We start from the raw sequence: 24,387 nt of genomic DNA, 5'->3' as shown, positions 1-24,387 counted from the left end.
CGGTTCAGGCCAGGCCGCTGAACTCACGGCGCCTGCCGGCGGCTGGCAATGCACGAACGGGCTCGGCATCGAAACCCTGCACTTCCAGGTCCAGGCCCGGCGACAGCACCTTGATGAACGCACGCAACGCCGTCGACAGGCGCACGTTGCGCGGCAGCACCACCCCGGTCGTGATCGGCTGGAACAGATGGCGCACATCCACCGCTGCCAGATCCGGGTGACGGGCCGCATTGAACGCCTCCTCGGCAATCAGGCCGATGCCGATGCCCGTGGCGACGTACTGCAGGATGTCGGGGCTGCTGCTCAATGAAAAACTCACCGGCGAGCGCATGCCTGCCAGCTCGAAGGTCTCGTCGACGATCTGCCGGGAGCGCGATGTGCGCTCGTAACAGCAGCAGGGGTAGGCCGACAGCGTCTCCAGAGTGAGCTCGGTCGCCGCCATGAGCACGTGCCCCTGCGGCACCACCAGCGTCAGATGCCAGCGCGTCAGCGGGAAATAGGCCAGGTCGGTGAACTGCGCCGGCGGCTCCGGCAGCATGCCCAGGTCGGCGCCATGCTGGCGCAGCAGCTCGAAGGCCAGGCCCGGATCCTCCTGATTGATCTCGATCTGCAGGGCCGGCATCTCCTGCCGGCAACGCACGATGGCCTCGTGCAGGCTGCTGGCCGCCACATGGCGAGTGGCCAGAATCCGCAGCACGCCGCGGTTGCCATCGCGATGGGCATCGGCGATCTTCCTGATGCGCTGACTGTCGCGCAATATATCGTCGACCACCGCGGCGATCTCCTTGCCGGCCTCGGTCAGACCAACGAAACGCTTGCCGCAACGTACGAACAGATCGACGCCCAGTTCCTCGGCGAGATCCTGCAGTTGCCGGCTCACCCCGGACTGAGAGGTGTAGAGGGCCCTGGCGGCATTGGAAACATTGAAGGACTGCCGGATGACCTCACGCAGATAGGTCAGTTGTCTGAGGGTCATGAATCTTCGTACATATACCGATTTTGCATATAGGCTATGTGATTTGCGGATGACTTGATAGAGTTTGACTCACACGATTGGTCGGCCGCGGCACACGCCTTTCCGCCGACCCGGTCTGGCGCCAATACCGTTATCGCGGAGTCAACATGCTCAACCGCGTCAGTCGTCTTTGCATTGTCTTTCCGATCATCACGGCGGCGCTGACCCCGGCCGCCTGGGCCGGGTCTACCGCCAGCCAGACCATCCGCTATTCGGTCGAGGCATTTGCCCAGATCAGTGTCTCGGGCTCGCCGGCCCCGCTGCAGGTCATGGCCGCGGAAGCGGGCGCCGCGCCGACGCCAGCGGTGGACGCCAGCACGAGTTACGCCGTCAGCACCAATGGCGGGGCCGACACCAAGAAGATCACCGCGGCCCTGAGCGCACCGCTGCCCCACGGCCTGACCCTGGAGGTGGAGCTTGCATCCCCCGGCGGCGGCGCCGTCGCCAACCGCCAGACCCTGACCACCACCCCCGCCGACGTGGTCACCCACATCGGCAGCCTGGCCGCCACCGGCAACGCCATCACCTACCGCCTCAGCGCCAGCGCCGAGGCCGGGCCGGTCGACGCCGACTCGGTGACCGTCACTTACACCATCACCAATCAGATTTGAATGGCGTCCGGGCCATCGGCCATCATTCAAAAACCAGGCCGGCCAACGGCTTGAAGAGACGCTGATCCATTCGGCATCCGGCGCAAAAAACTCAGCACGAGCCACGCTCCACACGCGAAGCGCTCAGGCTTTCAGCGTTCGCTTTACGAAGCTTTTGTATACACAAGAGATGCCGACCACCCAGGCCTTTTGTTTATGCGATTTTCGCATACGAATATCGCTACAAATCGTATGTGATTTTCGTATATAAGCATCTCGCGAAGTTATTTCTCAACCGATCGAAACTGACCAATACTGACGTCCAAGGAAGCCCCTCGGGGCAGGGATCATCCCCCAGGGCGCCGCACCAGGGCGCCGCGGCCGGGGAACCAGAAACAACCAGGGAATGGTGGAGACGCCGGGCATGCTCGATCAGGCCGAGCCGCCGGCCAGGCAATCATCGAAACGTATCGGGAGAGAAACATGAGCATGAACACCAGCACACGCATTCGCATCAGCGCCCTGACCACGGCGATGACCATGGTATTGAGCGCCGGCGCGATGGCTGCCAGCACCGGCGATCAAACGGTGACCTACACCGTCCCGGAGATGGCCGATATCGTCATCAGTGGCAGCCCCGGAGCAATGACCATCACAGCGCCGGCGGCAGGCGCGGATCCGGCTCCCGTAACAGATGCCACCACCAGCTGGTCGGTAACATCCAACGCGGGGACGGATGCCAAGAAGCTCACCGCCGCACTCGACGCGGATATGGCCACCGGACTGACCCTCAAGGTCACGGTGACGGCACCAGATGGCGCTGCGAGTTCGCAGCAAACGCTAACGGCGGCCGGCGTGGACGTGGTGACCGGGATCGACTCGGTTTCCGAAACAGGGCTGGGCATCGAATACGAACTCACGGCAACCGTCGAGGCTGCCGCTGCGACCAGCGTAGAAAAGACCGTGACCTTCACCCTGGTCGACGCAATCTGATCTCGGCGCTGAGCAAGCAGTCGTGCGCCCTCGGTGCAAGGAGTGTCCCGAGGGCCGCGGAACGACGCCATCCAATGCCCCAGTCCCATCCCTCCCGTCCTGTTTTCAAGCGCCTTTGCCCCGCCTTGCTGCTGGCGGCCATGGCGCCGGCAGCGGCCCTGGCCGCCGACCTGACGCTGCTCGGCGACTGGTCAAAGGCCCTCGGCACGCAGGATCTCAGCGGCGGCGCCGGCACCGACTTTCCGGCGGCATTCGAGAGCTCGGCCACCCAGGCCACCATCGATGTCACCAATACCGGCGGCGCCGCCTGGACCCTCTGGGTGCGGCAGGACCAGGCCATGCTGCCCCCCGCCGTTGGTCTGTCGGTCCGTCGCAGCAGCGACGGCAGCGGCCAGGGCAGCATCAGCGGCGGCAGTGCCTATCTGACCCCGGACTTTCAGGAACAGATCCTCTGCTCCGGCGTGGGCGACCGCAGCGGCATCGGCCTGCAATTCAGGCTCTCCGGGATCTCCATCAGCCAGCCACCCGGCAGCTTCGGCGCCACCCTCGGCTACCGGGTCGATTGAACGAGTCATACGCCATGCCTCAGCGCACGCGCCTTCCAGCCATCGCCATCGCCCTTGCGGCCCTTTGCCTGCTCAGCCCCGCCCCAGACGGCGCCCACGCCGGCGTCATCGTCCAGAGTGACATGACCCAGGAGCACCGGGCACAACCGGGCGAGCGCTATCGCGGCACCATCGTGCTGCGCAACCCGGGCGACACAACCGCCGAGGCCAAGCTCTATCAGACCGACTACGGCTTCGATGCCGAGGGCCGCAACGACTACGGCCCGCCCGGGCAACTGCCGCGCTCCAACGCCGGCTGGATCAGCCTGACCCGCGAGGTGGTCACGGTGCCCCCCAAGGGCACCGAGCGCATCGACTACGAGGTCAAGGTGCCGAGCGGCGATCAGCTCTCGGGCACCTACTGGAGCATGCTCATGGTGGAGCCGATCCCGGAGACCTCGCGGGAATCGGCCGCCGATCTGCCGGAAGGCACCACCAGCGTGACCCAGCTGTTGCGCTTCGGCATACAGCTCGTCACCCACATCGGCAGCTCCGGCGAGACCGCCCTGGTGTTCTCGAACCCGCAACTGGTCAAGGAGAACGGCAAGCGCCTCTTCGCCATCGATGTCGAGAACACCGGCCAGCGCTGGCTGCGGCCGAGCCTCTGGCTCGAGCTCTACAGCCAGAGCGGTAATCCCGTGGGCAAGTTCGAGGGCGCGGCGACCCGGCTCTATCCGGGCACCTCAGCGCGCTTCAGGATCGACCTGGGCGAGACGCCGGACGGCAATTATCTGGGCCTGGTGGCCGCCGACGGCACGGGCGACAACCTGTTCGGCGCCAACGTCGAGCTCGAGATCAAGTAAGGGCGGGCCGAGCCTCGCTCAGCCGCTGGATGCAGCGACCCATGGGTGGGGACCAATCCACCGCGCACAAGGGACAGGGGGCGCCCTGCCGCAGAACCGATGTCACGTCTTGGGGTATTTCTGGCCTTGCTATTGGCGACCACCGCGGCACTCGCGAGCGGCCTGGACGTGACAGCAACCGACGCCACGGTCTTCACCGTGGAACCCCGCGAAGTGATCACCCGGGTGTTTCAGGTCACCAACCGCGGTGGCGGCAACGGCACCTTCGAGGGCCAGTTGCTGCTGCCCGAGGGCTGGCGCGCCATCACCCCCAATTTTCCCTTCCGGCTGGCGCCGGGCGCCACCAGCATGCGTCTGGTCAGCTTCTTTCCGCCCGAGCGCACCCCGGCCGGCGAGTACCGCGTGACCTACCGCGTGATCGCACAGGACAACCCCGGGGCGGTACTGGGCAGCGCCACGCTGCAGATCCGCGTGCTGCCGGTCTACAAGCTCCAGGTGGACCTGCTGGATGCGCCGAAGATCGCCATCGTCGACGAGCCCTACCAGGCGCAGTTCCAGGTCAGCAACGGCAGCAACTCCGCGCTGAGCCTGAACTACAGCCTCGACAGTAGTCAGGACTCCGCCCTGTCGCCGCCGGCCGGGAGCCTGCAACTGGCCGCCGGCGAGTCCGAAACCCTGACCATTCAGGTGCACCCCAGCGACCTGAGCAAGCCAGCCCATGACCGCATTCGCCTGCAGGTCTCGGCACCCGATCAGGGCCTCAGCGAGCAGGTTGAGCGCAGCATCGAGACCCTGCCCCGGGTCAGCGGCAAGCAGGACCTCTACCGCAGCATGGAGACGCAGTTCACGCGCAGTCTCGGCGGCAGCTGGGACGGCAACCGGCAGAGGCTCGGCGGCGCGGTGCAACTGGAGTGGTCCGGCCGCGCCGTGCTGGACGACCAGGGCGAGCGTCGATTCAGTTTTCTCTTTCGCGGGCCGGACATCAACGAGGCAACCCTGTTCGGTCAGCCGTCGCGGTTCTACATGGACTATGAGGGCAAGGCCTTCGACTGGGGGCTGGGCAACCTGAGCTATCGCCTGTCGCCCCTCACCGAGCAGGGAGCCGGTGGCTTTGGCGCGCGCCTGGGCTGGCGCTCGGAGCACTGGCGGCTGTCCACCTGGTACACCCAGGACTGGGACTCCAAGGACGGCTGGGACACCTACAGCGAGGGCCAGAAGGCGGCGCTCTCCATCAGCCGTCAGCTACGGCCCGACTGGTGGCTGAGCGTGAATCTGCTGGATGCCCAGGACGACCAGGACGGCCGCAACCAGACCCTGAGCCTGCGCCAGGAGATCCGGCTGCGCCCCGAGCTGAACCTGGACCTGGAAGTGGCCGGCAGCCGCGGCGATCTGGGCGACGGTGCGGCCTATCGGCTGGAACTGACCCGAACGGGCGCCCCCTGGCGCTATCGGCTGAACCTGATGCACGCCGACGCAGGCTATGCCGGCGAGTACCAGAATCAGGACCGCGCCCATATCGACCTGTCCTACAGCCCCAAGGACTCCCGCTGGTCCGCCTGGGGCTTCTACCGCTATGACCAGTACAAGCAGGACCAGCGGCGCTATCGCGACCGGTATGCTGCCGATGCCGCGTGGTACTGGAATCAGAACCCCGTCATCATCGACCCGGCCCGTACCGAGCGCAGCGCGGGTGTTGGCGTGGCCTACCGCCGCCCGGATGCCGGCCGCTACCAGGCCGAGCTGCGCTACAAGGAATGTCGCAACGCCCAGGCCACCGACCGTCAGGTCTACGACGAAACCCAGGCGCTGCGGCTGGGCTACAGCCGGACCTTCAAGGACTCGAATCTGACCTTGAATGCCAGCGCTGACCTGGGGCGACGCATGGACAGCCTGACCGGAGACCAGGTGCCGGGCCAGGGCTACCGCGGCGCCGTCTCCTGGCGGCCCAACAAGCGCCTGAGCCTGGGCGCCTACGTGAACAGGAGCCTGGACCCCTGCATCGGCTACGACCAGGACAACTCCCCCACCCTGGGCATGAACGCCAGTCTCGCCATCAACGACAAGTCCGATCTTAGCCTCAACGTGCAGGGTGAGCCCGCCTGGGGCGACAACCAGACCATTGCCCAAGCGCGCTACAACTACCGGCGTGACAATGGCCATGTCATCGGCGTGCAGGCCCAGTATGCCCACGGCGTCAGCGACGATCTGAATCTCATGCTGTCCTACACCGTGCCCATCGAGGTACCGACCACCAGGCGGCGTGACCGCACCACGCTGCGCGGGCAGGTGATCGACCAGGCCACTGGCGAGGGGCTGGCGAACGTGGTGCTGCGCCTGGATCGCCTGGTGGCCATCACCGACGCACGCGGTTTCTTTTCCTTCCCCACGGTGAAACGCGGTTACCACAGCCTGAACGTGGCTGGCGGCCACCTGCCCGTGGGCATGATCCCGGTCGGCGAGATGCCGCTGCCGGTGGATCTCACCGTCGACGAGGAGACCCGCGTGGAACTGGCCTATGTCCAGGGCGTCACCATTGACGGGATCATCCAGGTCTACCAGCCCGACACCAGCCTGCTGCCGTCGCAGACCTTCGTGCGCGTCGACCGCAGCCTTCCGGACGCGGCGCCGGAAACGGCCGCGAAGCCGGAACGCGCGCCGGAACCGGCAGCACGGGAACTCGAGCCCACCCGGGGGCTGGGCGGCATTCTGGTGGAGGTGCGCAACGGCGACGCGGTTTACCGGCGCCTGACCAACGGCCGCGGCGAATTCCGCTTCGCCGGCCTGTCGCCCGGCACCTGGACCGTCTCCATCGATCCGGAGGCCCTGCCCGAGAACGCCAGCATCGAACAGGCCCGCTATACAGTCGAGGCCCAGCCCGCCGACACCGCTGAACTGGAGTTCCGGGTCGAGCAAAAGATCCGCCGCATGCGCATGCTGGCGCCGCTGAAGGTCTCTGGCTGATCGCGTGCTGATTTTTGGCCAGGATGGCCAGTAAATCAGCGTCTCCCGAGTGCCGCGATCAGCCGCTCTCAGCCCTCGACCAGGGTCAGATGACTGGCCTTGTAGTCATCGCGTTGGGCCTTGTTATCCGGGTCATAGCCGTCTGCACGCATCTTGTCCTTCAGCCAGCCAGGCAGCGGACCGCGCTTGTAGACGTTGTCCGGGTCCTGCGGATCGACATAGTACTTGCCAGAGGGTTGCGCACCGCCACCGCCGCGACGACGCCCGGCCAGTTGCTCACCGATCTCTTCCACCGAGTAGCCTCGGGCCTCGATCAGGTCGCGCAACTCGCGCACAAAATCCCGCCGCGTCTCCCTGAGCTTTTGCGCCAGAAGCCGATCCATTTCGGCTTGCTGCTGCTCCATCTCCAGCTTACGCTGACGCAGTTCATCCACGCTCAAGTGTTCCAATTCCATGCAATGCTCCTACCGCTTGTGATGTGACCGGCGGCATTGTAATGCATTTGTCAAGGAATGTCTTGGATACTTCACAAAATCAGAAAACAACGGGCAAGCGGCCAATCAAGCAGTCATTCGCAAGCATGCCTACCCTGTTTCATCAGATTGACCCGGCCCATTACCCACGGGCGTCACTCAGACGCATTCTGAAACCGCTTCTGGCCCTGGCTGCGGGCATAGCGCTGGTAGTTCCAGCCCCGTTCATAGGCGCGTTCGGTGACATAGCCGATCAGGTTGTTCATGCGGCTGTTGAGCACCAGGGCATCGGTGGCGATCAGCGCCTGGCCGGATTCGTCAAAAAAGACCAGTGCCGGCAGTTCGGTGAAGCCGAGGCTGCGGTACCAGTCTCTCGGCGTGACGCGGGCACCGTCTGGCGTGAGCACCGGCGTTTGCGCGTCCCCGGCATCCAGTCGGACCAGGTCGAACGCCGACAGCCGGGTACGCGTTGGCATGTCCTTCAGCACCGTTTGATGAAAGTGCGCGCAACGGGTGCAGTCCGCGCCCTCGAAAAGCACCAGCAACGGCCGTTCGGCGGGCAGACGACTGCGGTCCAAGGCGTAGGGCGGGGGCGAGAACAGGGCGTCCGGCAACAACCCTGCAGACGCGTCCGCAGTGGCCGCATTGGTCGCCGTCTCCGCCAGATAGGCCGACAACGACTGACGGCGCACATGGCCGTCGATCAGATAGTCCAGCACCTGCCGGAATCGTTCCGGCGGGTAGTAACCGGTCAGACGCAGCAGGCGCTTGCCCGCGGTATCGTAGAACAATAAGGTCGGTGCGAACTGAACACCCTGGTCCAGCGCAAAGGTCTTGACCCGCGTGCGTGTGCCGGAAAAGTCGGTCAGTTCGGCATCGGAGAAGATCTCCAGACCGAAGCTGTCGAACGACTGTTTCAGGCGCGCGGCAATCTGCGGATCGTTCAGACTCTGCTCGATGAACAGGTGACAATAGGAGCAACCCTGGGTGCTGAAAAAGATGAACAGACCCAGTTTCCCGGCATCGGCGGCCTCCTCGGCATCATCGCGCAGATCGAGAAAACTCTCCTTGAACCACTCCGGATGCCGCACCTGATAGATGGCGCCGTCATCGAATTCTGCCGGCGCGGCGGAGGCAAGCGCAGACCATCCGCCGAGTATCAGCGCGATGGCCAGAGCAAATGCGCTCAAGCGATTGAAGGCGTTCGTCTGCGACCCGCGAAACCAACAGACTGTCATCATGCGCTCCCCGCGTTATTGTGATGGACTGGATCGGTGCCAAGACTAACATACCGGCGTCACCACTTTGCCCCATGCGGCATTGCGCCGCTCCTCAAACACCGGTACCGTATTTGCCGACCCGCAGGTAAAGAGGACACTGCTGATGACGGACCCCTTCGTGATCCGACAAATGACCCGCAGCGAAGTCGATACCCTGGTGGACTGGGCCGCTCGCGAGGGCTGGAACCCGGGGCTGCACGACGCGGAAGTGTTCTGGGCCACGGACCCGGATGCCTACATCGCCGCAGAACTGGACGGCGAACTGATCGGCGGCGGCGCAATCACCGCCTATGGCGATGAATTCGGCTTCATGGGCTTTTTCATCGTCCGCCCGGAATTCCGCGGCCGTGGGTTCGGTAACCGGCTCTGGCATGTGCGGCGCGAGCGCCTGCTGGCCCGGCTGGGGCCGGGCGCCAGCATCGGCATGGACGGCGTCTTCGCGATGCAGGACTACTACGCCCGAGGCGGCTTCGTGTTCTCCCACCGCGACATCCGCTTCCGGGCCGAGGTCCCGGCGGGATCAGCGGCTGTGCCCCGTCCGCCCGAGACCCTCGTTCCACTGGACCAGCTGCCGTTCGCGGATGTGCTGGCCTATGATCGCAGCTGTTTCCCGGCACCGCGGGCGCGCTTCCTGCGGGGCTGGATCGACCTGCCGGACGCGCGCGCCCTGGGCTGCCTGCGCGACGGACGGCTCGCCGGCTACGGCGTCGTGCGCCGCTGCCGCGAAGGCTGCAAGATCGGCCCCCTGTTCGCCGACGACGCCGCCGCGGCGGAGGCCCTGCATGCCGCGCTGTCGGTGTTCGCCGCCGGCGGGCCGGTGTTTCTCGATGTACCCGAGAACAATCCGGACGCCCTTGCCCTGGCGCAGCGCCACGGCATGGTCGAGGTGTTTGGCTGTGCGCGCATGTACCGGGGGCCATTCCCGAACATCGCCCATCGGCACGTCTTCGGCGTCACCACCTTCGAGCTCGGCTGATGCACGACCGCGACCTGCGGGGCCACGGTCCCCGGCCGCCGCATCCGCACTGGCCGGAAGGGGCCAGGGTCGCGGTGCAGTGCGTGCTCAACGTCGAGGAAGGCGCCGAGTCCTGCATCGGCAACGGAGACGACCGCTCAGAGGCCTATTTGCACGAACTCCCGGGCCGCCCCGCCCGCATCGGCGAGCGGGACCTCAGTGTCGAAGGGATGTACGAATACGGTGCGCGTGCCGGCGTCTGGCGCATCCTGGCGCTGTTTGCCGACCGCGGGCTGCCGCTGACGGCCTTTGCCGTCGGCCGCGCCCTGGAGCTCAATCCCGAGATCGGCCGCGCCCTGCATGCCGCGGGGCACGAGATCGCCGGCCACGGCTACCGCTGGCTGGACTACCGCACCATCCCGGAGGCGGAGGAGCGCCACCACATCCAGCGCACCCGCGACATCATCGCGTCCGTCTGCGGCCGGCCACCGGTAGGCTGGTACACCGGCCGCGTCAGCCAGAACACTCGCCGACTGCTGCGCGAAGTGGGTGGGCTGCTGTACGACTCCGACGCCTACAACGACGACCTGCCCTACTGGCTGCCGGACGCGCCGCCACACCTGATCATTCCCTACACCCTGGTCAACAACGACGCCCGCTACCTGCTGCCCAACGGCCTGGCCACCGGCGAGGACTTTTTTCGCCTGCTCAGAGACGCCTTCGAGCAGCTCTGGCTGGAGGGGGCACACAGCCCCAAGCTGATGAGCATCGGCCTGCACGGACGCATCAGCGGCCATCCGGCCCGCGCCGCGGGGCTGGCACGCTTCCTGGACCATGTGCTGGAGCGCGACGCGGTCTGGATCTGCCGGCGCGAGGACATTGCACGGCACTGGATGGCCACCCATCCCGCATGATCGAAGCCGAATCCGCCATCAAGGACAGTGCGGGGGCGGCGGCGGAACGGGTGAATCGCAGGCGAAAAAAAAGGCCGCTGGAAGCGACCTTTTCTTTCGATTTGGAGCGGGAAACGAGACTCGAACTCGCGACCCCAACCTTGGCAAGGTTGTGCTCTACCAACTGAGCTATTCCCGCGTCAGAAGTTGGCCATTATAGTCGAACGTCAGATTCCGTCAACCCCCTTTTTTGATTTCAGCCTTCGATCGGATGCGCGCCTGGGTCGCATGGCGATCAGTCGGGGCGTGCGCTCAGGCTGGGCCAGGCGGCGCGCAGATAAAGGTACATGGACCATAGCGTCAGCAGCGCGGCGACATAGAGCAGCCCCAGCCCCAAGGGGCGCAGCTGCAGGCCGAACAGGGCATCGCCCAGCAGCAGCAGCACGATGGCCACCATCTGCGCCGCAGTCTTCAGCTTGCCCGCCATGGACACCGCCACCTTGGCCCGGGCACCGATCTCTGCCATCCATTCGCGCAAGGCCGACACGGTGATCTCGCGACCGATGATCACGGCCGCCGGCAACACCATCACCACCGTGGGATCGGCCTGCACCAGCAGCACCAGCGCCACGGCCACCATCAGCTTGTCCGCCACCGGATCCAGAAAGGCGCCCAGGGCAGAGGTCTGGTTCAGGCGTCGGGCCAGCCAGCCGTCCAGCCAGTCGGTCAGCGCTGCGGCGGTGAACACGATGGCGCAGACCAGCCGCGCCCAGGGCACCGGCAGATAGAAGATGACCACGAACACCGGGATCAGCCCGATGCGCAGCATGGTCAGGATGTTCGGCAGGTTCCACATCACTTCACGTCCTTCGTTCATCGGCCATGGAGGCCGGCAGGCGGGGCTCGTCATAGCCTGACGCCGGAGCGCCATCGCGGTCAATGCGCATTTACAGGTTCTGCCCGTTCAGGGCCTCATGGATCTGTTGTGCCAGCTCCCGGCCGATGCCGTCCACCGCCGCGATGTCGTCGGCGGCGGCCCGTTTCAATCCGCGCATGCCGCCGAAGGCGCGCAACAGGTTCTGCCGCCGCTTCGGTCCCACCCCCGGGATCTCTTCCAGTGCCGACGTGCGCCGGGCCTTGTCGCGGCGCTGGCGATGGCCGGTGATGGCAAAGCGGTGCGCCTCGTCGCGGATCTGCTGCACCAGGTGCATCGCCGGAGAGGTGGCGCCGGGCAGGATCGGCGTCGTGCCGCCGGGCAGCCAGAGCTGCTCCGCCCCGGCCTTGCGGTCGGGGCCCTTGGCCACACCCACCAGCTGCACGCCGGTAATGCCGAGCTCCTGCAACGCGCCCTGCACGGCGCTCAGCTGGCCCTTGCCGCCGTCGATGAAGAGCACGTCCGGCAGGGGTACCTCGCCCTGCTGCACACGCCGGTAGCGACGGGTCAGGGCCTGCTCCATGGCGGCGTAGTCGTCCCCGGGGGTGATGCCGTCGATGTTGAAGCGGCGATAGTCCGCCTTGCGCGGTCCGTCGGCGTCGAACACCACGCAGGAGGCCACGGTGAGCTCACCGCGGGTGTGGCTGATATCGAAGCACTCCATGCGTGCGGGTACCTCGTCCAGATCCAGCGCATCGCGCAGGGCCTCCAGTCGACGGCCGTAGCCGGCACGACTGCCGAGACGCGACTTCAGCGCCAGATCGGCGTTGCGCTCGGCCATCTCCAGCCAGCGGGCGCGGTCGCCGCGCAGCCGATGGCGGATGCTGACACGCCGTCCAGCCTGCTGGCTGAAGGCGGTCTCGAGGAAGGCACGCTCCTCCGGCTCGGCATTGACCAGGATCTCCGGCGGGAGCTCCTTGTCGGCGTAGAACTGCGTCAGAAAGGCCGCCAGCACCGTGTCGCGCCCGGCGGCATCCGGCGCCTGGGGAAAGAACGCCTTGTTGCCCAGGTTGCGCCCGGCGCGGATGAAGAACACCTGCACGCAGACAGTGCCCGCCTCCTCCACGGCGGCGACGATGTCCAGGTCGCCGCCATCGGCGGTGATGTACTGGCGTTGCTGAATCCGCCGCAGGGTGGCGATCTGATCGCGCAACGCCGCGGCGCGCTCGAAGGCCAAGGCCTCCGCCGCATCCTCCATGCGGCACACCAGATCGGCGATCACCTCGTCCGCCCGCCCGTCCAGAAACTGGATGCTGTGGCGCACATCCACGGCATAGTCTTCCGGCGTGATCAAGCCCACGCAGGGGGCGGAGCAGCGCTTGATCTGGTATTGCAGACAGGGCCGCGACCGGGTGGCGTAAAAGCTGTCTTCGCACTGCCGCACCGGAAACAGCTTCTGCAGCAACTGCAGGGTCTCGCGCACGGCCCAGGCGCTGGGATAGGGGCCGAAATAGCGCCCGTTGCCCTTGCGCGGCCCGCGGTAGAAGGCCAGCCGCGGATAGCGGTCCTGGCTGCTCAGGTAGATGTAGGGATAGCTCTTGTCGTCGCGCAGCAGCACGTTGAAGCGCGGCCGGTGCTCCTTGATCAGGTTGTTCTCGAGCAGCAGGGCTTCGCCCTCGGTGCGGGTGACCGTCACCTGGATGTCGGCGATCAGCGACACCATCAGCTGCAGCCGCCGGTTCAGCGCGCGCCCGAAATAGCTGCCGACGCGGCGGTTCAACACCTTGGCCTTGCCGACGTACAGCACCGTGCCCTCGGCATCCAGCATGCGATAGACACCGGGCTCGGCCGGGATCTGCCGCAGCGCCGCGCGGTGGTCGAAACCGCTGCTGCCGGGCGCACTCATGCGGCGGACGTCTCCAGCAGGGCGCGACAGCGGGCCACCACGGCGTCGAACATGGCCTCGGTCAGGCGCCGGGTCTGGGTGTTGTAGCGGCTGCAATGATAGGAGTCCAGCAGCCGCAGGCCGTCGGGCAGCAGATGCTCGGCGGCATGGGCAAAGGGGTACGCGGACTGCCGCAGACCCAGTGCGCGCAGCACGGCATTGTGCGCCAGGCGCCCCAGGGCAAGAACCACCCCGCCGGCGGGCACCGCCGCCAGTTCCGCCGCCAGAAAGGGGTTGCAGTTGCGCACCTCGGCGGTGGTCGGCTTGTTCTCCGGCGGCAGGCATTTCACCGCATTGGTGATGCGGCAGTCGGTCAGCACCAGCGCGTCGTCCGCGGACACCGACTCGGGCAACGCGCCGAAGCCGTGGGCATGCAGCATGCGGTACAGCAGGATGCCGGCAAAGTCCCCGGTGAAGGGCCGACCGGTGCGATTGGCCCCGTGCATGCCGGGCGCCAGCCCAACAATCAGCAGCCGGGCGCCGAGGTCGCCGAAGGATGGCACCGGACGCGCGTGGTAGCTCGGATGGCGCGCCCGCACCTGACGGAGAAATGCCACCAGCCGCGGGCAGCGTGTGCAGTCGGCATCGAACAGTGTGGCATGGGTGACCTCCCCTGCGGATGGTCCGTTGTCTGGTCTCGGCATCAACGCCTTCCTGCTATGTTCAAACACGTTTCGAGCGGCTGGGTATCGGCAGTCGGAGATGCAGGGAATCTGCCTTGCGCTCCGGATTGTAACGCCAATCGACGCAATGCTCAGGCAGCGGCGCCTGCGCACTGTCACCCGCTGCCGCCTTCCGCTATGCTCCGGGCATGAGCATCCCTCTCCAGGACGATCTGCAAGCGCCCTGCTACCACGGCGGCGGCATCATCAACCTGATGGCGTCGCTGATCCGCGCCCGCGGCGGCGCTGCGGACCATGCCGACCTGGACCTGCTGCCGGCGGCGGAACTGGCGGATGTGCAGCACATCGTGCTGCTGGTGATCGACGGCCTGGGGGCCGACTGGTTAAAGCGCCACGGCCAAGGCGGCATCTTCGGCAGTCATGTCCGCGGCGCCATCACGTCGGTGTTTCCGCCCACGACGGCGACAGCCATCACCAGTTACCTCACCGGCGACGCCCCGCAGCAGCATGCCCTGACCGGCTGGCACACCTGGATGCGCGAACTCGGCTGTGTCATGGCGGTACTGCCCGGACGCCCGCGCTACGGCGGCGTCGGCTACCACCAGGCGCATATCGACGCTGCGGCGCTGTTCGGCCATCGCTCCGTATTCGACCGGATGCAGGCGCAGACGTTCGTCGTCTCGCCGGCGCACATCGCCCATTCCGACTACAACCGGGCGCACCTGGGTGCGGCCCAGCTGCGCACCTTCGAGAACCTGCGGCAGATGTTCAAGGAGACCGCCCGGATCCTGCGCAAGTGCCGCTCGCACAGCTACAGTTATCTGTACTGGCCCGGGCTGGACAGCATCGGCCATGAGCGCGGCATGGAGAGCGAGGCGGCCGTGCAGCATCTGCGTCAGCTGGAACAGGGGCTGGAGGACTTTCTGCGCCTGGCCGCCGGCACGGATACACGGATACTGGTCTGCGCCGACCACGGCCAGATCGACACCAGCGAGGCGGATCAGACGCGGCTGTCGGATCATCCGCAGCTGGCCGACTGCCTGACGCTGCCCCTGTGCGGCGAGCCTCGGGCGGCTTTCTGCTATGTGCGCCCGCACCGGGTCGCGGTGTTCGAGGACTATTGCCGGGATGTGCTGGGGGACCGCTTTGCGCTGTATCGAAGCCGCGAGCTGGTGGACGGTGGCCTGTTCGGTCCTGGTCGGCCGCATCCACAACTGGAGCAGCGGGTGGGCGACTATACCCTGCTTGGGCGCGGTCATGCTGTGATTCGCGATTATCTACCGTTCGAGAAACCTTTTCGGCACATTGGCGTGCATGGTGGCCTGAGTCCGGCGGAGCTGATGGTGCCGCTCTGCGTCCTGGATGCCGGGCCTGCGCATCAAGCCGCCTTTTTCACGCGGAGGAGCCAGACATGACGGCCGATTTTGTGCCACAAAACGCCCTTGAGCGCCAGTTGGTCGCCGCTCAGAACGGGGAGATCCCGCCGGAGCAGTTCATCGAGACGCTGCTGGGCTCGGAGGTGTTCATGCCGATCTATGAGCGGCATGCCATCGGCGGGCTGCAGTCGGATCAGCGGGCGCAGCCGCTGAAGCTGGTGAGCGATGACGGCGGCGAAGTGCTGGTGCTGTTCACCAGTCCGGAGCGGGCGAAGGCCTTTGTACGGGATTTTCCCGGCTACGGCGGGGGTCTGGTGACAGAGCTGACCTGGATCTTCGAGAAGCTGGGCATCGGCTTCGGGATTTCGCTGAATCCGGACCAGACATACGGCATGGACTTCGAGGCCCGGGATGTGGCGCAGCTTGCCGGGTCATCTGGCGCCCATGGACAGGCCTAGGCTGGGCGATGCGTGGGCGATGCGCCGCTTCCCGCCCAGTCGTCACCTGCGCTACGGACGCGGCAGGGTGACGCCGGTCTGGCCCTGGTACTTGCCGCCGCGGTCGCGGTAGGACATGCCGCATACCTCGTCTGACTCCAGGAACAGGATCTGGGCGACGCCTTCGTTGGCGTAGATCTTTGCCGGCAGCGGGGTGGTGTTGGAGAACTCCAGGGTCACGTGGCCCTCCCACTCCGGCTCCAGCGGTGTCACGTTGACGATGATGCCGCAGCGCGCGTAGGTGGATTTTCCCAGGCAGATGGTCAGCACATTGCGGGGGATGCGGAAGTATTCCACCGTCCGGGCCAGCGCAAAGGAATTGGGCGGGATGATGCAGACATCCGACTGCAGGTTGACGAAGCTCGACGAGTCGAAGTTCTTCGGGTCCACCACCGCGGAGTTGATGTTGGTGAAGATCTTGAATTCGTCGGCGCAGCGGATGTCGTAGCCATAGCTGGAGGTGCCATAGGAGATGAGCCGCTCGCCGGTCTCGGACTCACGCACCTGGCCCGAGACGAAGGGTTCGATCATCCCCTGCTCCGTCGCCATGCGACGGATCCAGTGGTCGGACTTGATAGACATGGACTGGGACTAACGGCTCCCGCTGCGGGCGGCGAAGCGCGCCTGCGTCTCGGCGACCTTCAGCACGGTCTTGCGGCCACGCAGATCGCCGCCCCGGTAGCGATCGACCAGGGCCAGTTCCTCGTCGGTCACGGGGGAGTTCTCGTCCAGGCACAGCAGGTGGCTGGCGGTCACGTCGCCCAGGGCCTCGGCGATCTCCTGCGCCTCTTCGACGCCCATGCGCCGGATACCCTGCTCGTAGTTGCTGATGCGAGACTTCGACAGGGTGCGGGTGCGCCCCGCCAGTTCCGACAGGCTGAGTTTCTGGGCTTGCCGGGCCTGCTTCAGGCGCTGGCCGATCTGTTTGTTGAGCGTGTTCATTGTAGTGCCTGCGAATACACGGTAAATGATGGAACGAGAGGGTCCTCGGGGCGATGTGCCGAGCGTTCAGCCCAGCAGGCCGTCTTCCCAGTCGACATCGCCGCTGCGCTGCTGCCGCGCCACATGGGCCGCTGCTTCAGGATAGACCTGATCGAGTATTTCCTGGAATTTCTTCGTCTGGGCCGAGAGGAACTTGCCACGGCGCAATACGATACCGTAACTGCGACGCGGGAAATACTGTTCCAGCGGCACCCGTCCGAGGGCTTCCTTGCCGGTGAGGCAGACGTCGGTGACGATGGAGATGCCCAGGCCGAGCTCGACGTATTTCTTGATCACCTCCCAGCCGCCGGCCTCGAGGGTCACCTTGTAGCTCAGGTTATGCTGCCTGAACACCAGGTCCACCATGCGCCAGGTGCTAAGATGCCGCGGCGGCAGGATCAGCCCGTATTCGGCGATCTCCGCCAGGGTCACGTCGCGCTTGTTGGCCAGCGGGTGGTCCTGGGGCGTGATCAGCACCGGGCCGTAGGTGACCACCGGCCGGTAGGTGACGTCGTCGGGCACCTCCATCAAGGAGCCTACGGCCAGGTCCACCTCGTCGGCCCGCAGCATGGCCAGACCGTCGCGGCCGGTGACGTTGTGCAGGCGCAGTTCGATGCCGGGATACTGGTCGACGAACCGCCGCACAGGCTCCGGCAGGATGTACAGGATGGTGGACTCACCGGCAGCGATATCCAGGGTGCCCTGGTCGATGCGGCCGCACTGCACGGAAAAGGTCTCGTGCAGCTTGTCCATGCCTTCCACCAGCGGCTGCGCCAGTTCGTACAGCAGCTCACCCTCAGGCGTCAGGCGGATCTTGGGTCCGCGTCGCTCGAACAGCACGGTGTCCAGTTCGCGCTCCAGCGCCTGGATCTGCAACGACACCGTGGGCTGGCTGAGAAAGATCTTTTCCGCTGCCGCGCTGACGCTGCCGGTGCGGGCGGCATGGCAGAAGGCCCGCAGCTGCTTCAGCCGGTTCTGCTTGTAATGGATCTGCTGGCTGGCGGCCATGGGCAATTGCCTCTCATCGGGGTCTGGCCGACACGGGCCCGGTCATAGCTGGTCGAGATCGGCCAGGATGTTGCGCGCAACCCGGCGCTGGTCGTCGTCGCCGTCTTCGAGCACGCGATAGAGCAGGGCCCGCGCGGGCGCGACCTGTCCGTCCAGCCGCAGGGCGTTGGCCTGGCGGATGAGTGCCTCCAGGGCATCGGCGGAGGCCGGGCCGGGCACGTACGGGGCGTCATGTTCGTCGCGTGCGTCGGCGGCGGCCTCTTCCGCCTCGATGGCGTCGAGCTCCGCCTCCATCTCCGCCGCCGTCATCGGGCGGTAGCGGCCGGGTTCGTACATGTCGCCGCCATCGATGTCGCGCCCCACTTCCGGCTCCGGATCCGACGTGGAACGAAAGCCGGCGCTGGAACCGGCACCACCGCCGGAACCGGTCACGGGTAAACCGCCGCCTCCGCCCTGGCCGGGGTCCGGTGCCGGTGCGCCGCCCGCTGCGCCGGCTTCGGCCCGCCGCTGGAAGAAGCGGGAGAAGAAGATGCCCGCCTCGTACAGCAGCCACATCGGTATCGCCAGCAGCGTCTGACTGATGACGTCCGGCGGCGTCAGCAGCATGCCGGCGATGAACACCCCGACGATCACGTACGGACGCTTGCGACCCAGGGCCTCGGGCGTGGTGGCACCGATGGCGACCAGCAGGATGGTGGCGATGGGGATCTCGAAGGCGATGCCGAAGGCGAAGAACAGCTTCAGCACGAATTCCAGATAGAAGGCGATGTCCGGCATCTGCGCCACACCCTCGGGGGTGACCGAGGTGAAGAAGCGGAACACCAGCGGAAACACCACGAAGTACGCAAACGCCATGCCAAGGTAGAACAGCACGATGCTGGACGTCAGCAACGGAACGGCCAGGCGCTTCTCGTGGGTATAGAGTCCCGGGGCAACGAATGCCCAGAGCTGGTAGAGCAGATACGGCATGGCCAGGAACACCGCCGCCACCAGCGCCAGCTTGAACGGCGTCAGGAACGGCGACGCCACCTGGGTGGCGATCATCTGGGAGCCTTCCGGCAACTGCGCCCGGATCGGCTCGGCGATCATGGTGTAGATGTCGTTGCCGAACGGGAACAGCACGACGAAGACGACCAGGACCGCCACGACCATGCGCAGCAGCCGATCGCGCAGTTCCACCAGGTGGGACAGGAACGGCTGCTCTTCGCCGAGGCCGTCGTCGGACTGCCCGTTGGACGCGGACCCGATCAAGCCACAGTCCCGCGCTGGTCGGGCCGGGCCCGACCGACCTGGTCGTCGCCGAAGCCGTCAGCGGACGATGCAGCGCCCGCCGGATTACCGGAACGCGTGCCTGCGCTGTCGCCCGCCTTGTTGCCGGAGGTCTCGCCGGCCTTGCGGACCGTTTCGCCGGTCAACGGGCTGTTCAGCTGGTCGGCCAGTTGGCCTGTCTCTTCGATGATGGTCTCCAGCGGATTGTCCTCGGCCTGCTTGCGCAGGATCTCTTTCAGTTCTTCCGCCTTGATCTCGCGGTCGATCTCGGCCTTCACCGACATGAACGCCCGGCGCCCGCGGCCCAGCCACAGGCCAGCGGTGCGGGCGACCTTGGGCAACCGCTCAGGGCCGATCACGAGCAGCGCAATGACGCCGATCATGACCAGTTCGAGGGCACCGATATCGAACATGTCTGCCTGGACCTCAGCCGTATGCCATTGTCAGCGCACGCCATCCACCTACTGGGTGGCGGCTGCCCGGATCAGGCCTTATCCTTTTCCGAAGCACGCGTGGTCGAGGCGGTCTCGCTGCTGCGCTCCGCCTTCAGCGTCTCCGCCGGCTCGTCGATCTGCTTGACTGCATCGGCCTCGTCCTTGTCCTTGTCCTTGTCGGCATCGGTCATGGCCGAGCGAAAGCCCTTCACCGCGCCACCCAGATCCGAGCCAATGTTCTTCAGCTTCTTGGTGCCAAACAGCAACAGCACGATCACAAGGATGATCAACAACTGCCAGATACTGATACCGCCCACGCCCATCATGACCTCCGTGACTCCCCGTCTGGGGCAGTCGATTATCGCTTGAAACCGGTCGGGATTCGCCCGCGAACCGCCGTCCCGCGCCCCCGAATGCGGGCTGCATCATACCGCAATCCTTCGCCCGCCTGCAGGATCCGCTGCGGGGCCGGCGCAGTCTCATTGGCGACCGCGGGCGGCCTTCTCCTCCAGGCCGGACAGGCCGAAGCGGCGGTCCAGTTCCGCCAGCACCGCGTCCGGATGCAGATCCTGCTGCGCCAGCAGCACCAGCGAATGGAACCAGAGGTCGGCGACCTCGTAGACCAGTTTGTCCGGCTGCCCGTCCTTGGCCGCCATGACGGTCTCTGTGGCCTCTTCGCCGATCTTCTTCAGGATGGCGTCCAGGCCCTTGGCGTACAGCCGGGCAACATAGGACGAATCGGGCTCTGCCTGCTTGCGCTGCTCCAGCACATCGGCCAGCCGGTTCAGGACATCGGACATGGTTCAGCCCTCAGGCGGTCACAGCAGACAGGGCGTCGGCCTCGCGCTGGCCTTCGGCAAAGTCCAGCGTGCCCTCGTAGATGGCGCGCCCGGTAATGGCACCGACGATGCCCGCATCCGCCACCGCTGCCAGCGCCCGTACGTCGTCCAGCCGCGTGATGCCGCCAGAGGCAATGACGGGCGTCGCCACCGCCTCCGCCAGCCGCACCGTGGCCTCGATGTTGGGCCCGCTCAGCATGCCGTCGCGACCGATGTCGGTGTAGACGATGGCATCGACGCCGTCGTGCTCGAAACGCCGGGCCAGATCCTCCACCCGGTGTTCCGTGACCTCGGCCCAGCCACTGATGGCCACCTGACCGTCCTGGGCGTCCAGGCCCACGATCACATGCCCGGGAAAGGCGGCGCAGGCCCGGGCCACGAACTCCGGCTCCCTGACCGCCTGCGTGCCGATGATGCACCAGGTCACGCCGGCATCCAGATAGGCGGCAATGGTGCGCTCGTCGCGGATGCCCCCGCCCACCTGGATCGGCAGGTCCGGACAGGCCGCTACGATGGCGCGGATCGCGTCGCCGTTCACCGGCTCGCCGGCGAAGGCACCGTTCAGGTCCACCAGATGCAGCCGGCGCGCGCCGGCATCGGCCCAGCGTCGGGCCACCTGCACCGGATCATCCGCAAAGACGGTCTCGTCATCCATCCGCCCCTGGCGCAGACGGACACAGTTGCCGTCCTTCAGATCGATGGCAGGAATCAATAGCATGGCCGGTATCCAAACATGACTGGGGTTGAGCCTTGGGTTGGGTTGGCGCCGCCGCCGTCGGTTGCCGTCACAGCGAGCCCTTGGTGGATGGCATGATGCCGTCCATGCGCGGATCCGGCTCCACGGCCATGCGCAAGGCACGCCCGAAGGCCTTGAACACCGTCTCCGCCTGATGGTGGGCATTCCCGCCGCGCAGATTGTCCACATGCAGCGTCATCGCCGCATGGTTGACCAACCCCTGAAAGAATTCCTGAAACAGATCCACGTCGAAGCCACCGATCATCGCACGGCGGAAATCCACATTGAACGTCAGACCCGGCCGGCCGGACAGATCGATGACCACCCGCGACAGCGCCTCGTCCAGCGGCACATAGGCATGCCCGTAGCGGCGAATGCCCTTCTTGCCCCCCAGCGCCGCCGCCAGCGCCTGTCCAAGGGTGATGCCGATGTCTTCTACCGTGTGGTGGGCGTCGATGTGCAGATCACCCTCCGCGACGATGTCCAGATCGATCAGCCCGTGCCGCGCCACCTGATCCAGCATGTGCTCCAGAAAAGGGACGCCGGTGTCGAAACTGGAACGGCCGCTGCCGTCCAGATCGACCCCCACACGGATCTGCGTCTCCAGCGTATTGCGCTCGATCTGCGCAGTGCGATGTGCTTGCTGCTCGGTCACGGCTGCCTCATCCTGAACCTTGATCCAACGATTGTACCAGCCTCCCCCGGTTTCGCACCGCCCTTGTTTCCTTGCACGCCTAATGCATTCAAACCGCAGAGACGCGGAGGACGCAGAGCAAACACGGGAAGAAACGAGGATGGGCGGTCCGTCACTACCCCACGGTCGAAGACCCCAACCCCCAAAACAGCGTCGACTCCTCAGACAGCGGTCGGAGGTCTCGATCGCCCTTGGTTCACGGCGTACCCGAACGCCGTCACCAGTCCGCGAGCGCCGACGCCTCAGCGAAATTCAGGTCTCGAGCCAGAAGGTCACCGGACCATCGTTCACCAGCGACACCTGCATGTCCGCGCCGAAGCGACCACTGGCCACCGGCGCATGCACCTCGCGGGCCCATTCCAGCAACAACGCGAACAACCGCGCCCCCTCCTCCGGCGCCGCCGCCGACGTGAAACTCGCACGCATCCCCTTGCGGGTATCCGCCGCCAGGGTAAATTGCGGCACCAGCAACAAGCCGCCACCCACATCGCGCACACTCAGATTCATCCGGCCCGCCGCATCAGGAAACACCCGATACCCCAGCAACCGCTCCAGCAAGCGCCGCGCACGGGCCTCATCGTCACCGCGCTGAACACCCACCAGCACCAGCAGACCGCGACCGATGGCCCCCACGCTGCAGCCGTCCACATCCACCCGGGCCTGGGTCACCCGCTGCAACAACCCGATCACGCCAGTTCCCGGGCAAAGCGATCCGTGGCCGCCCGCAGCGCCCGGGCGATGCCCGGCTCGAAGGCCGAATGACCCGCATCCGGGATCACCTGCAGGTCCGCCTGCGGCCAGGCCTGATGCAGCTCCCACGCCGAGCGCAGCGGACAGATCAGATCGTACCGCCCATGTACGATGACACCCGGAATATCCCGCAGCCGCCCCGCATCGCGCAGCAACTGCTCCGGCTCCAGGAAGGCATCATGGACGAAAAAATGCGCCTCGATCCGCGCCAGACTCAGGGCCGTATGCGCATCGCCAAAGGCCTCACGGACCTCAGCGCTCGGCAACAACGTCGAGCATCGCCCCTCCCAGATCGACCAGGCCTCCGCCGCCGCCTGACGCAGGGCGGCATCATCCCCCGTCAGCCGTCGGTGATAGGCATGCAGCAGATCGCCCCGCTCCGCCTGCGGAATCGGCGCCAGGAAGGCCCGCCAGTGGTCCGGAAAGACCCAGTGCGCACCGGACTGATAGAACCAGCGGATCTCCTCCGGCCGGCACAGGAAGATGCCGCGCAACACCAACGCCGCCACCCGCTGCGGATGCGCCTGTGCATAGGCCAGCCCCAGGGTCGAGCCCCAGGAGCCGCCGAACACCAGCCAGCGGCTGACCCCCAGCGACTCCCGCAGCCGCTCGATATCCGCCACCAGATCCCAGGTGGTGTTCTGCTGCAGCGACGCATGGGGCACGGACCGGCCGCTGCCACGCTGATCGAACAGCACGATGCGGTAGCGGGACGGGTCGAAGAACCGCCGATGCGCCGCACTGCAGCCCGCACCTGGACCCCCGTGCAGGAACAGGGCCGGAATACCCTGCGGATTGCCGCTCTCCTCCACATACAGCTCATGCCCGCCACCCACCGGCAGCCGGTGGACGGCATAGGGCTCCAGGGCCGGATACAGGGTCTCGGCCCATGTCGGCGCATTGCCCGCTGTCGCTTCGCTCATGCGCCTGCCTCTCGCTGCAGCACCAGCATGTAGTTGACTGCCATGGAGCGGCTGTAGGAGAAGGCGCGATTGAACGGATTCACCCGCACCCCCGTGCGGTGGCGCTCGGTGAACGCCGGACCCAGCGCCGCCGTCACCTCGGCCGGCCGCACCAGCTTGCGGTACTGGTGGGTACCCTTGGGCAGCCAGCGCAGCACCCGCTCGGCGCCGACGATGGCCATCAGCCAGGCCAGCGGCGTGCGGTTGATGGTGGCCAGGATCATCACGCCGCCGGGACGCACCAGCCGGCCGCAACTGGACAGGAAGCCGGACAGGTTCTCCACATGCTCCACCACCTCCATGTTCAGCACTGCATCGAAGGTCTCCCCGGCCTCGGCCAGGGCATCGGCGGTGGTCAGACGGTAGTCGATGTCGAGGCCGCTCCACTGGGCATGGATCTGCGCCACGCGGACGTTCTTGGGCGTGATCTCGGCGCCGGTGACGCGGGCGCCAAGCCGGGCCATGGACTCGCTGAGGATGCCGCCGCCGCAGCCGATATCCAGTATCGACAGGCCCTGCAGCGGGTGCTGGGCGGCCGCATCGCGGCCTAAGGCGGCACAGAGTTGCGTGCGGATGTAGTCCGCGCGAAAGTCGTTGAGCCGATGCAGCGGCCAGAACGGCCCCTGCTCGTCCCACCAGCGATGCGCCAGGTTCTCGAAGTAGGCGACCTCGTCGGGGTCGATGTCCGGGGCGTTCAGATGCGGGGTCGTCAAGATACTGTTTCCTGCGTCGGGTTTAGGAAAACGCTGATTTATTCAGCATTTTCCGTGCGGGGCAGGAGGCCCCGCCATTTTTAGCGGCGCAAGCCGCTGAAAATGCAGCGATTCGGAA

General features: G+C 66.2%; 27 protein-coding genes and 1 tRNA gene. 9 read left to right on the top strand and 19 right to left on the bottom strand.

Annotated elements, in window-relative coordinates; all coding sequences use genetic code 11:
• Nucleotides 1-4: 4 nt before the first annotated feature.
• Nucleotides 5-976, bottom strand: a complete 972-nt coding sequence (locus F2Q65_RS16655) for a LysR substrate-binding domain-containing protein (RefSeq protein WP_150094537.1) — start codon at nt 974-976, stop codon at nt 5-7.
• A gap of 146 nt (nt 977-1,122) precedes the next feature.
• On the opposite strand from F2Q65_RS16655, the gene F2Q65_RS16650 reads away from it, so the two are divergent.
• From F2Q65_RS16650 to F2Q65_RS16630, 5 genes are all read left to right on the top strand, one after another.
• Nucleotides 1,123-1,626, top strand: a complete 504-nt coding sequence (locus F2Q65_RS16650) for a hypothetical protein (protein ID WP_150094536.1) — start codon at nt 1,123-1,125, stop codon at nt 1,624-1,626.
• A 462-nt stretch (nt 1,627-2,088) separates the two neighbouring features.
• The gene (locus F2Q65_RS16645; protein ID WP_150094535.1) at nt 2,089-2,598 is read left to right on the top strand and encodes a hypothetical protein; all 510 of its coding nucleotides are present in this window, start codon (nt 2,089-2,091) and stop codon (nt 2,596-2,598) included.
• A gap of 74 nt (nt 2,599-2,672) precedes the next feature.
• Complete coding sequence (locus tag F2Q65_RS16640; protein WP_246156296.1) at nt 2,673-3,164, top strand: hypothetical protein; 492 nt, start codon at nt 2,673-2,675, stop codon at nt 3,162-3,164.
• Nucleotides 3,165-3,178: 14 nt separating this feature from the next.
• The gene (locus tag F2Q65_RS16635; RefSeq protein WP_211354071.1) at nt 3,179-4,006 is read left to right on the top strand and encodes a hypothetical protein; all 828 of its coding nucleotides are present in this window, start codon (nt 3,179-3,181) and stop codon (nt 4,004-4,006) included.
• Between the two features lie 99 nt (nt 4,007-4,105).
• A complete protein-coding gene (locus tag F2Q65_RS16630) occupies nt 4,106-6,967 on the top strand; it encodes a peptidase associated/transthyretin-like domain-containing protein (RefSeq protein WP_150094534.1) in 2,862 nt (953 codons plus the stop codon).
• Nucleotides 6,968-7,035: 68 nt separating this feature from the next.
• Here the strand turns inward: F2Q65_RS16630 and F2Q65_RS16625 are convergent, their stop codons facing one another.
• Together F2Q65_RS16625 and F2Q65_RS16620 are read right to left on the bottom strand one after the other, a co-directional pair.
• Complete coding sequence (locus tag F2Q65_RS16625; RefSeq protein WP_150094533.1) at nt 7,036-7,422, bottom strand: H-NS histone family protein; 387 nt, start codon at nt 7,420-7,422, stop codon at nt 7,036-7,038.
• 173 nt (nt 7,423-7,595) lie between these two features.
• The gene (locus F2Q65_RS16620) at nt 7,596-8,630 is read right to left on the bottom strand and encodes a thioredoxin fold domain-containing protein (protein WP_170265788.1); all 1,035 of its coding nucleotides are present in this window, start codon (nt 8,628-8,630) and stop codon (nt 7,596-7,598) included.
• Between the two features lie 193 nt (nt 8,631-8,823).
• Between F2Q65_RS16620 and F2Q65_RS16615 the strand changes: the two genes are divergently transcribed.
• Complete coding sequence (locus tag F2Q65_RS16615) at nt 8,824-9,696, top strand: GNAT family N-acetyltransferase (RefSeq protein ID WP_150094531.1); 873 nt, start codon at nt 8,824-8,826, stop codon at nt 9,694-9,696.
• Nucleotides 9,696-10,589 (top strand): polysaccharide deacetylase family protein, encoded by an 894-nt coding sequence (locus tag F2Q65_RS16610; protein ID WP_150094530.1) that lies wholly within the window; start codon nt 9,696-9,698, stop codon nt 10,587-10,589. Before F2Q65_RS16615 ends, F2Q65_RS16610 begins: the two co-directional genes overlap by 1 nt.
• Before the next feature lie 102 nt (nt 10,590-10,691).
• Here F2Q65_RS16610 and F2Q65_RS16605 read toward each other — a convergent pair.
• The 4 genes from F2Q65_RS16605 to F2Q65_RS16590 form a co-directional block, all read right to left on the bottom strand.
• A tRNA-Gly gene (locus F2Q65_RS16605) sits at nt 10,692-10,767 on the bottom strand.
• Between the two features lie 96 nt (nt 10,768-10,863).
• Entirely contained in the window at nt 10,864-11,424 is a 561-nt protein-coding gene (pgsA, locus tag F2Q65_RS16600) for a CDP-diacylglycerol--glycerol-3-phosphate 3-phosphatidyltransferase (RefSeq protein ID WP_150094549.1), read from the bottom strand.
• 91 nt (nt 11,425-11,515) lie between these two features.
• Nucleotides 11,516-13,348: an excinuclease ABC subunit UvrC gene (uvrC, locus tag F2Q65_RS16595; protein ID WP_150094529.1), complete on the bottom strand. Its 1,833-nt coding sequence runs from the start codon at nt 13,346-13,348 to the stop codon at nt 11,516-11,518.
• Entirely contained in the window at nt 13,345-14,031 is a 687-nt protein-coding gene (locus tag F2Q65_RS16590) for a uracil-DNA glycosylase (protein WP_150094528.1), read from the bottom strand. Before F2Q65_RS16590 ends, uvrC begins: the two co-directional genes overlap by 4 nt.
• A gap of 167 nt (nt 14,032-14,198) precedes the next feature.
• Here F2Q65_RS16590 and F2Q65_RS16585 point away from each other — a divergent pair, with 167 nt between their 5' ends.
• Nucleotides 14,199-15,425, top strand: a complete 1,227-nt coding sequence (locus tag F2Q65_RS16585; RefSeq protein ID WP_150094527.1) for an alkaline phosphatase family protein — start codon at nt 14,199-14,201, stop codon at nt 15,423-15,425.
• Nucleotides 15,422-15,844 (top strand): SseB family protein, encoded by a 423-nt coding sequence (locus tag F2Q65_RS16580; RefSeq protein WP_150094526.1) that lies wholly within the window; start codon nt 15,422-15,424, stop codon nt 15,842-15,844. Before F2Q65_RS16585 ends, F2Q65_RS16580 begins: the two co-directional genes overlap by 4 nt.
• 51 nt (nt 15,845-15,895) lie before the next feature.
• On the opposite strand, the gene dcd is transcribed toward F2Q65_RS16580, so the two are convergent.
• The 12 genes from dcd to ubiG form a co-directional block, all read right to left on the bottom strand.
• On the bottom strand, nt 15,896-16,465 hold the full coding sequence (gene dcd, locus F2Q65_RS16575) for a dCTP deaminase (protein ID WP_150094525.1): 570 nt from the start codon (nt 16,463-16,465) through the stop codon (nt 15,896-15,898).
• 9 nt (nt 16,466-16,474) lie between these two features.
• The gene (locus tag F2Q65_RS16570; protein WP_150094524.1) at nt 16,475-16,825 is read right to left on the bottom strand and encodes a helix-turn-helix domain-containing protein; all 351 of its coding nucleotides are present in this window, start codon (nt 16,823-16,825) and stop codon (nt 16,475-16,477) included.
• A 66-nt stretch (nt 16,826-16,891) separates the two neighbouring features.
• Nucleotides 16,892-17,872 (bottom strand): LysR family transcriptional regulator, encoded by a 981-nt coding sequence (locus F2Q65_RS16565; RefSeq protein WP_150094523.1) that lies wholly within the window; start codon nt 17,870-17,872, stop codon nt 16,892-16,894.
• A 42-nt stretch (nt 17,873-17,914) separates the two neighbouring features.
• Nucleotides 17,915-19,123 carry a twin-arginine translocase subunit TatC gene (tatC, locus tag F2Q65_RS16560; RefSeq protein WP_246156294.1) on the bottom strand — a complete coding sequence of 403 codons (1,209 nt, stop codon included), beginning with the start codon at nt 19,121-19,123 and terminating at the stop codon, nt 17,915-17,917.
• Nucleotides 19,120-19,554: a Sec-independent protein translocase protein TatB gene (gene tatB, locus F2Q65_RS16555; RefSeq protein WP_150094522.1), complete on the bottom strand. Its 435-nt coding sequence runs from the start codon at nt 19,552-19,554 to the stop codon at nt 19,120-19,122. Before tatB ends, tatC begins: the two co-directional genes overlap by 4 nt.
• 71 nt (nt 19,555-19,625) lie before the next feature.
• Nucleotides 19,626-19,898 (bottom strand): Sec-independent protein translocase subunit TatA, encoded by a 273-nt coding sequence (tatA, locus tag F2Q65_RS16550; protein WP_150094521.1) that lies wholly within the window; start codon nt 19,896-19,898, stop codon nt 19,626-19,628.
• Nucleotides 19,899-20,054: 156 nt separating this feature from the next.
• A complete protein-coding gene (locus F2Q65_RS16545) occupies nt 20,055-20,375 on the bottom strand; it encodes a phosphoribosyl-ATP diphosphatase (RefSeq protein WP_150094520.1) in 321 nt (106 codons plus the stop codon).
• Between the two features lie 10 nt (nt 20,376-20,385).
• The gene (hisA, locus tag F2Q65_RS16540; RefSeq protein WP_150094519.1) at nt 20,386-21,132 is read right to left on the bottom strand and encodes a 1-(5-phosphoribosyl)-5-[(5-phosphoribosylamino)methylideneamino]imidazole-4-carboxamide isomerase; all 747 of its coding nucleotides are present in this window, start codon (nt 21,130-21,132) and stop codon (nt 20,386-20,388) included.
• 67 nt (nt 21,133-21,199) lie between these two features.
• Entirely contained in the window at nt 21,200-21,805 is a 606-nt protein-coding gene (gene hisB / locus F2Q65_RS16535) for an imidazoleglycerol-phosphate dehydratase HisB (protein ID WP_150094518.1), read from the bottom strand.
• Between the two features lie 291 nt (nt 21,806-22,096).
• Nucleotides 22,097-22,534 carry a D-aminoacyl-tRNA deacylase gene (gene dtd, locus F2Q65_RS16530; RefSeq protein ID WP_150094517.1) on the bottom strand — a complete coding sequence of 146 codons (438 nt, stop codon included), beginning with the start codon at nt 22,532-22,534 and terminating at the stop codon, nt 22,097-22,099.
• Nucleotides 22,531-23,517, bottom strand: coding sequence for a prolyl aminopeptidase (pip, locus tag F2Q65_RS16525; RefSeq protein WP_150094516.1), 987 nt, complete (start codon nt 23,515-23,517; stop codon nt 22,531-22,533). The genes dtd and pip overlap by 4 nt, the downstream gene beginning before the upstream one ends.
• Nucleotides 23,514-24,269, bottom strand: coding sequence for a bifunctional 2-polyprenyl-6-hydroxyphenol methylase/3-demethylubiquinol 3-O-methyltransferase UbiG (ubiG, locus tag F2Q65_RS16520; RefSeq protein WP_150094515.1), 756 nt, complete (start codon nt 24,267-24,269; stop codon nt 23,514-23,516). The genes pip and ubiG overlap by 4 nt, the downstream gene beginning before the upstream one ends.
• Nucleotides 24,270-24,387 lie beyond the last annotated feature (118 nt).

Source organism: Thiohalocapsa marina, assembly GCF_008632335.1.
GTDB classification, from domain to species: Bacteria; Pseudomonadota; Gammaproteobacteria; order Chromatiales; family Chromatiaceae; genus Thiohalocapsa; species Thiohalocapsa marina.
This window is presented reverse-complemented; position numbering and strand designations above follow the sequence as displayed.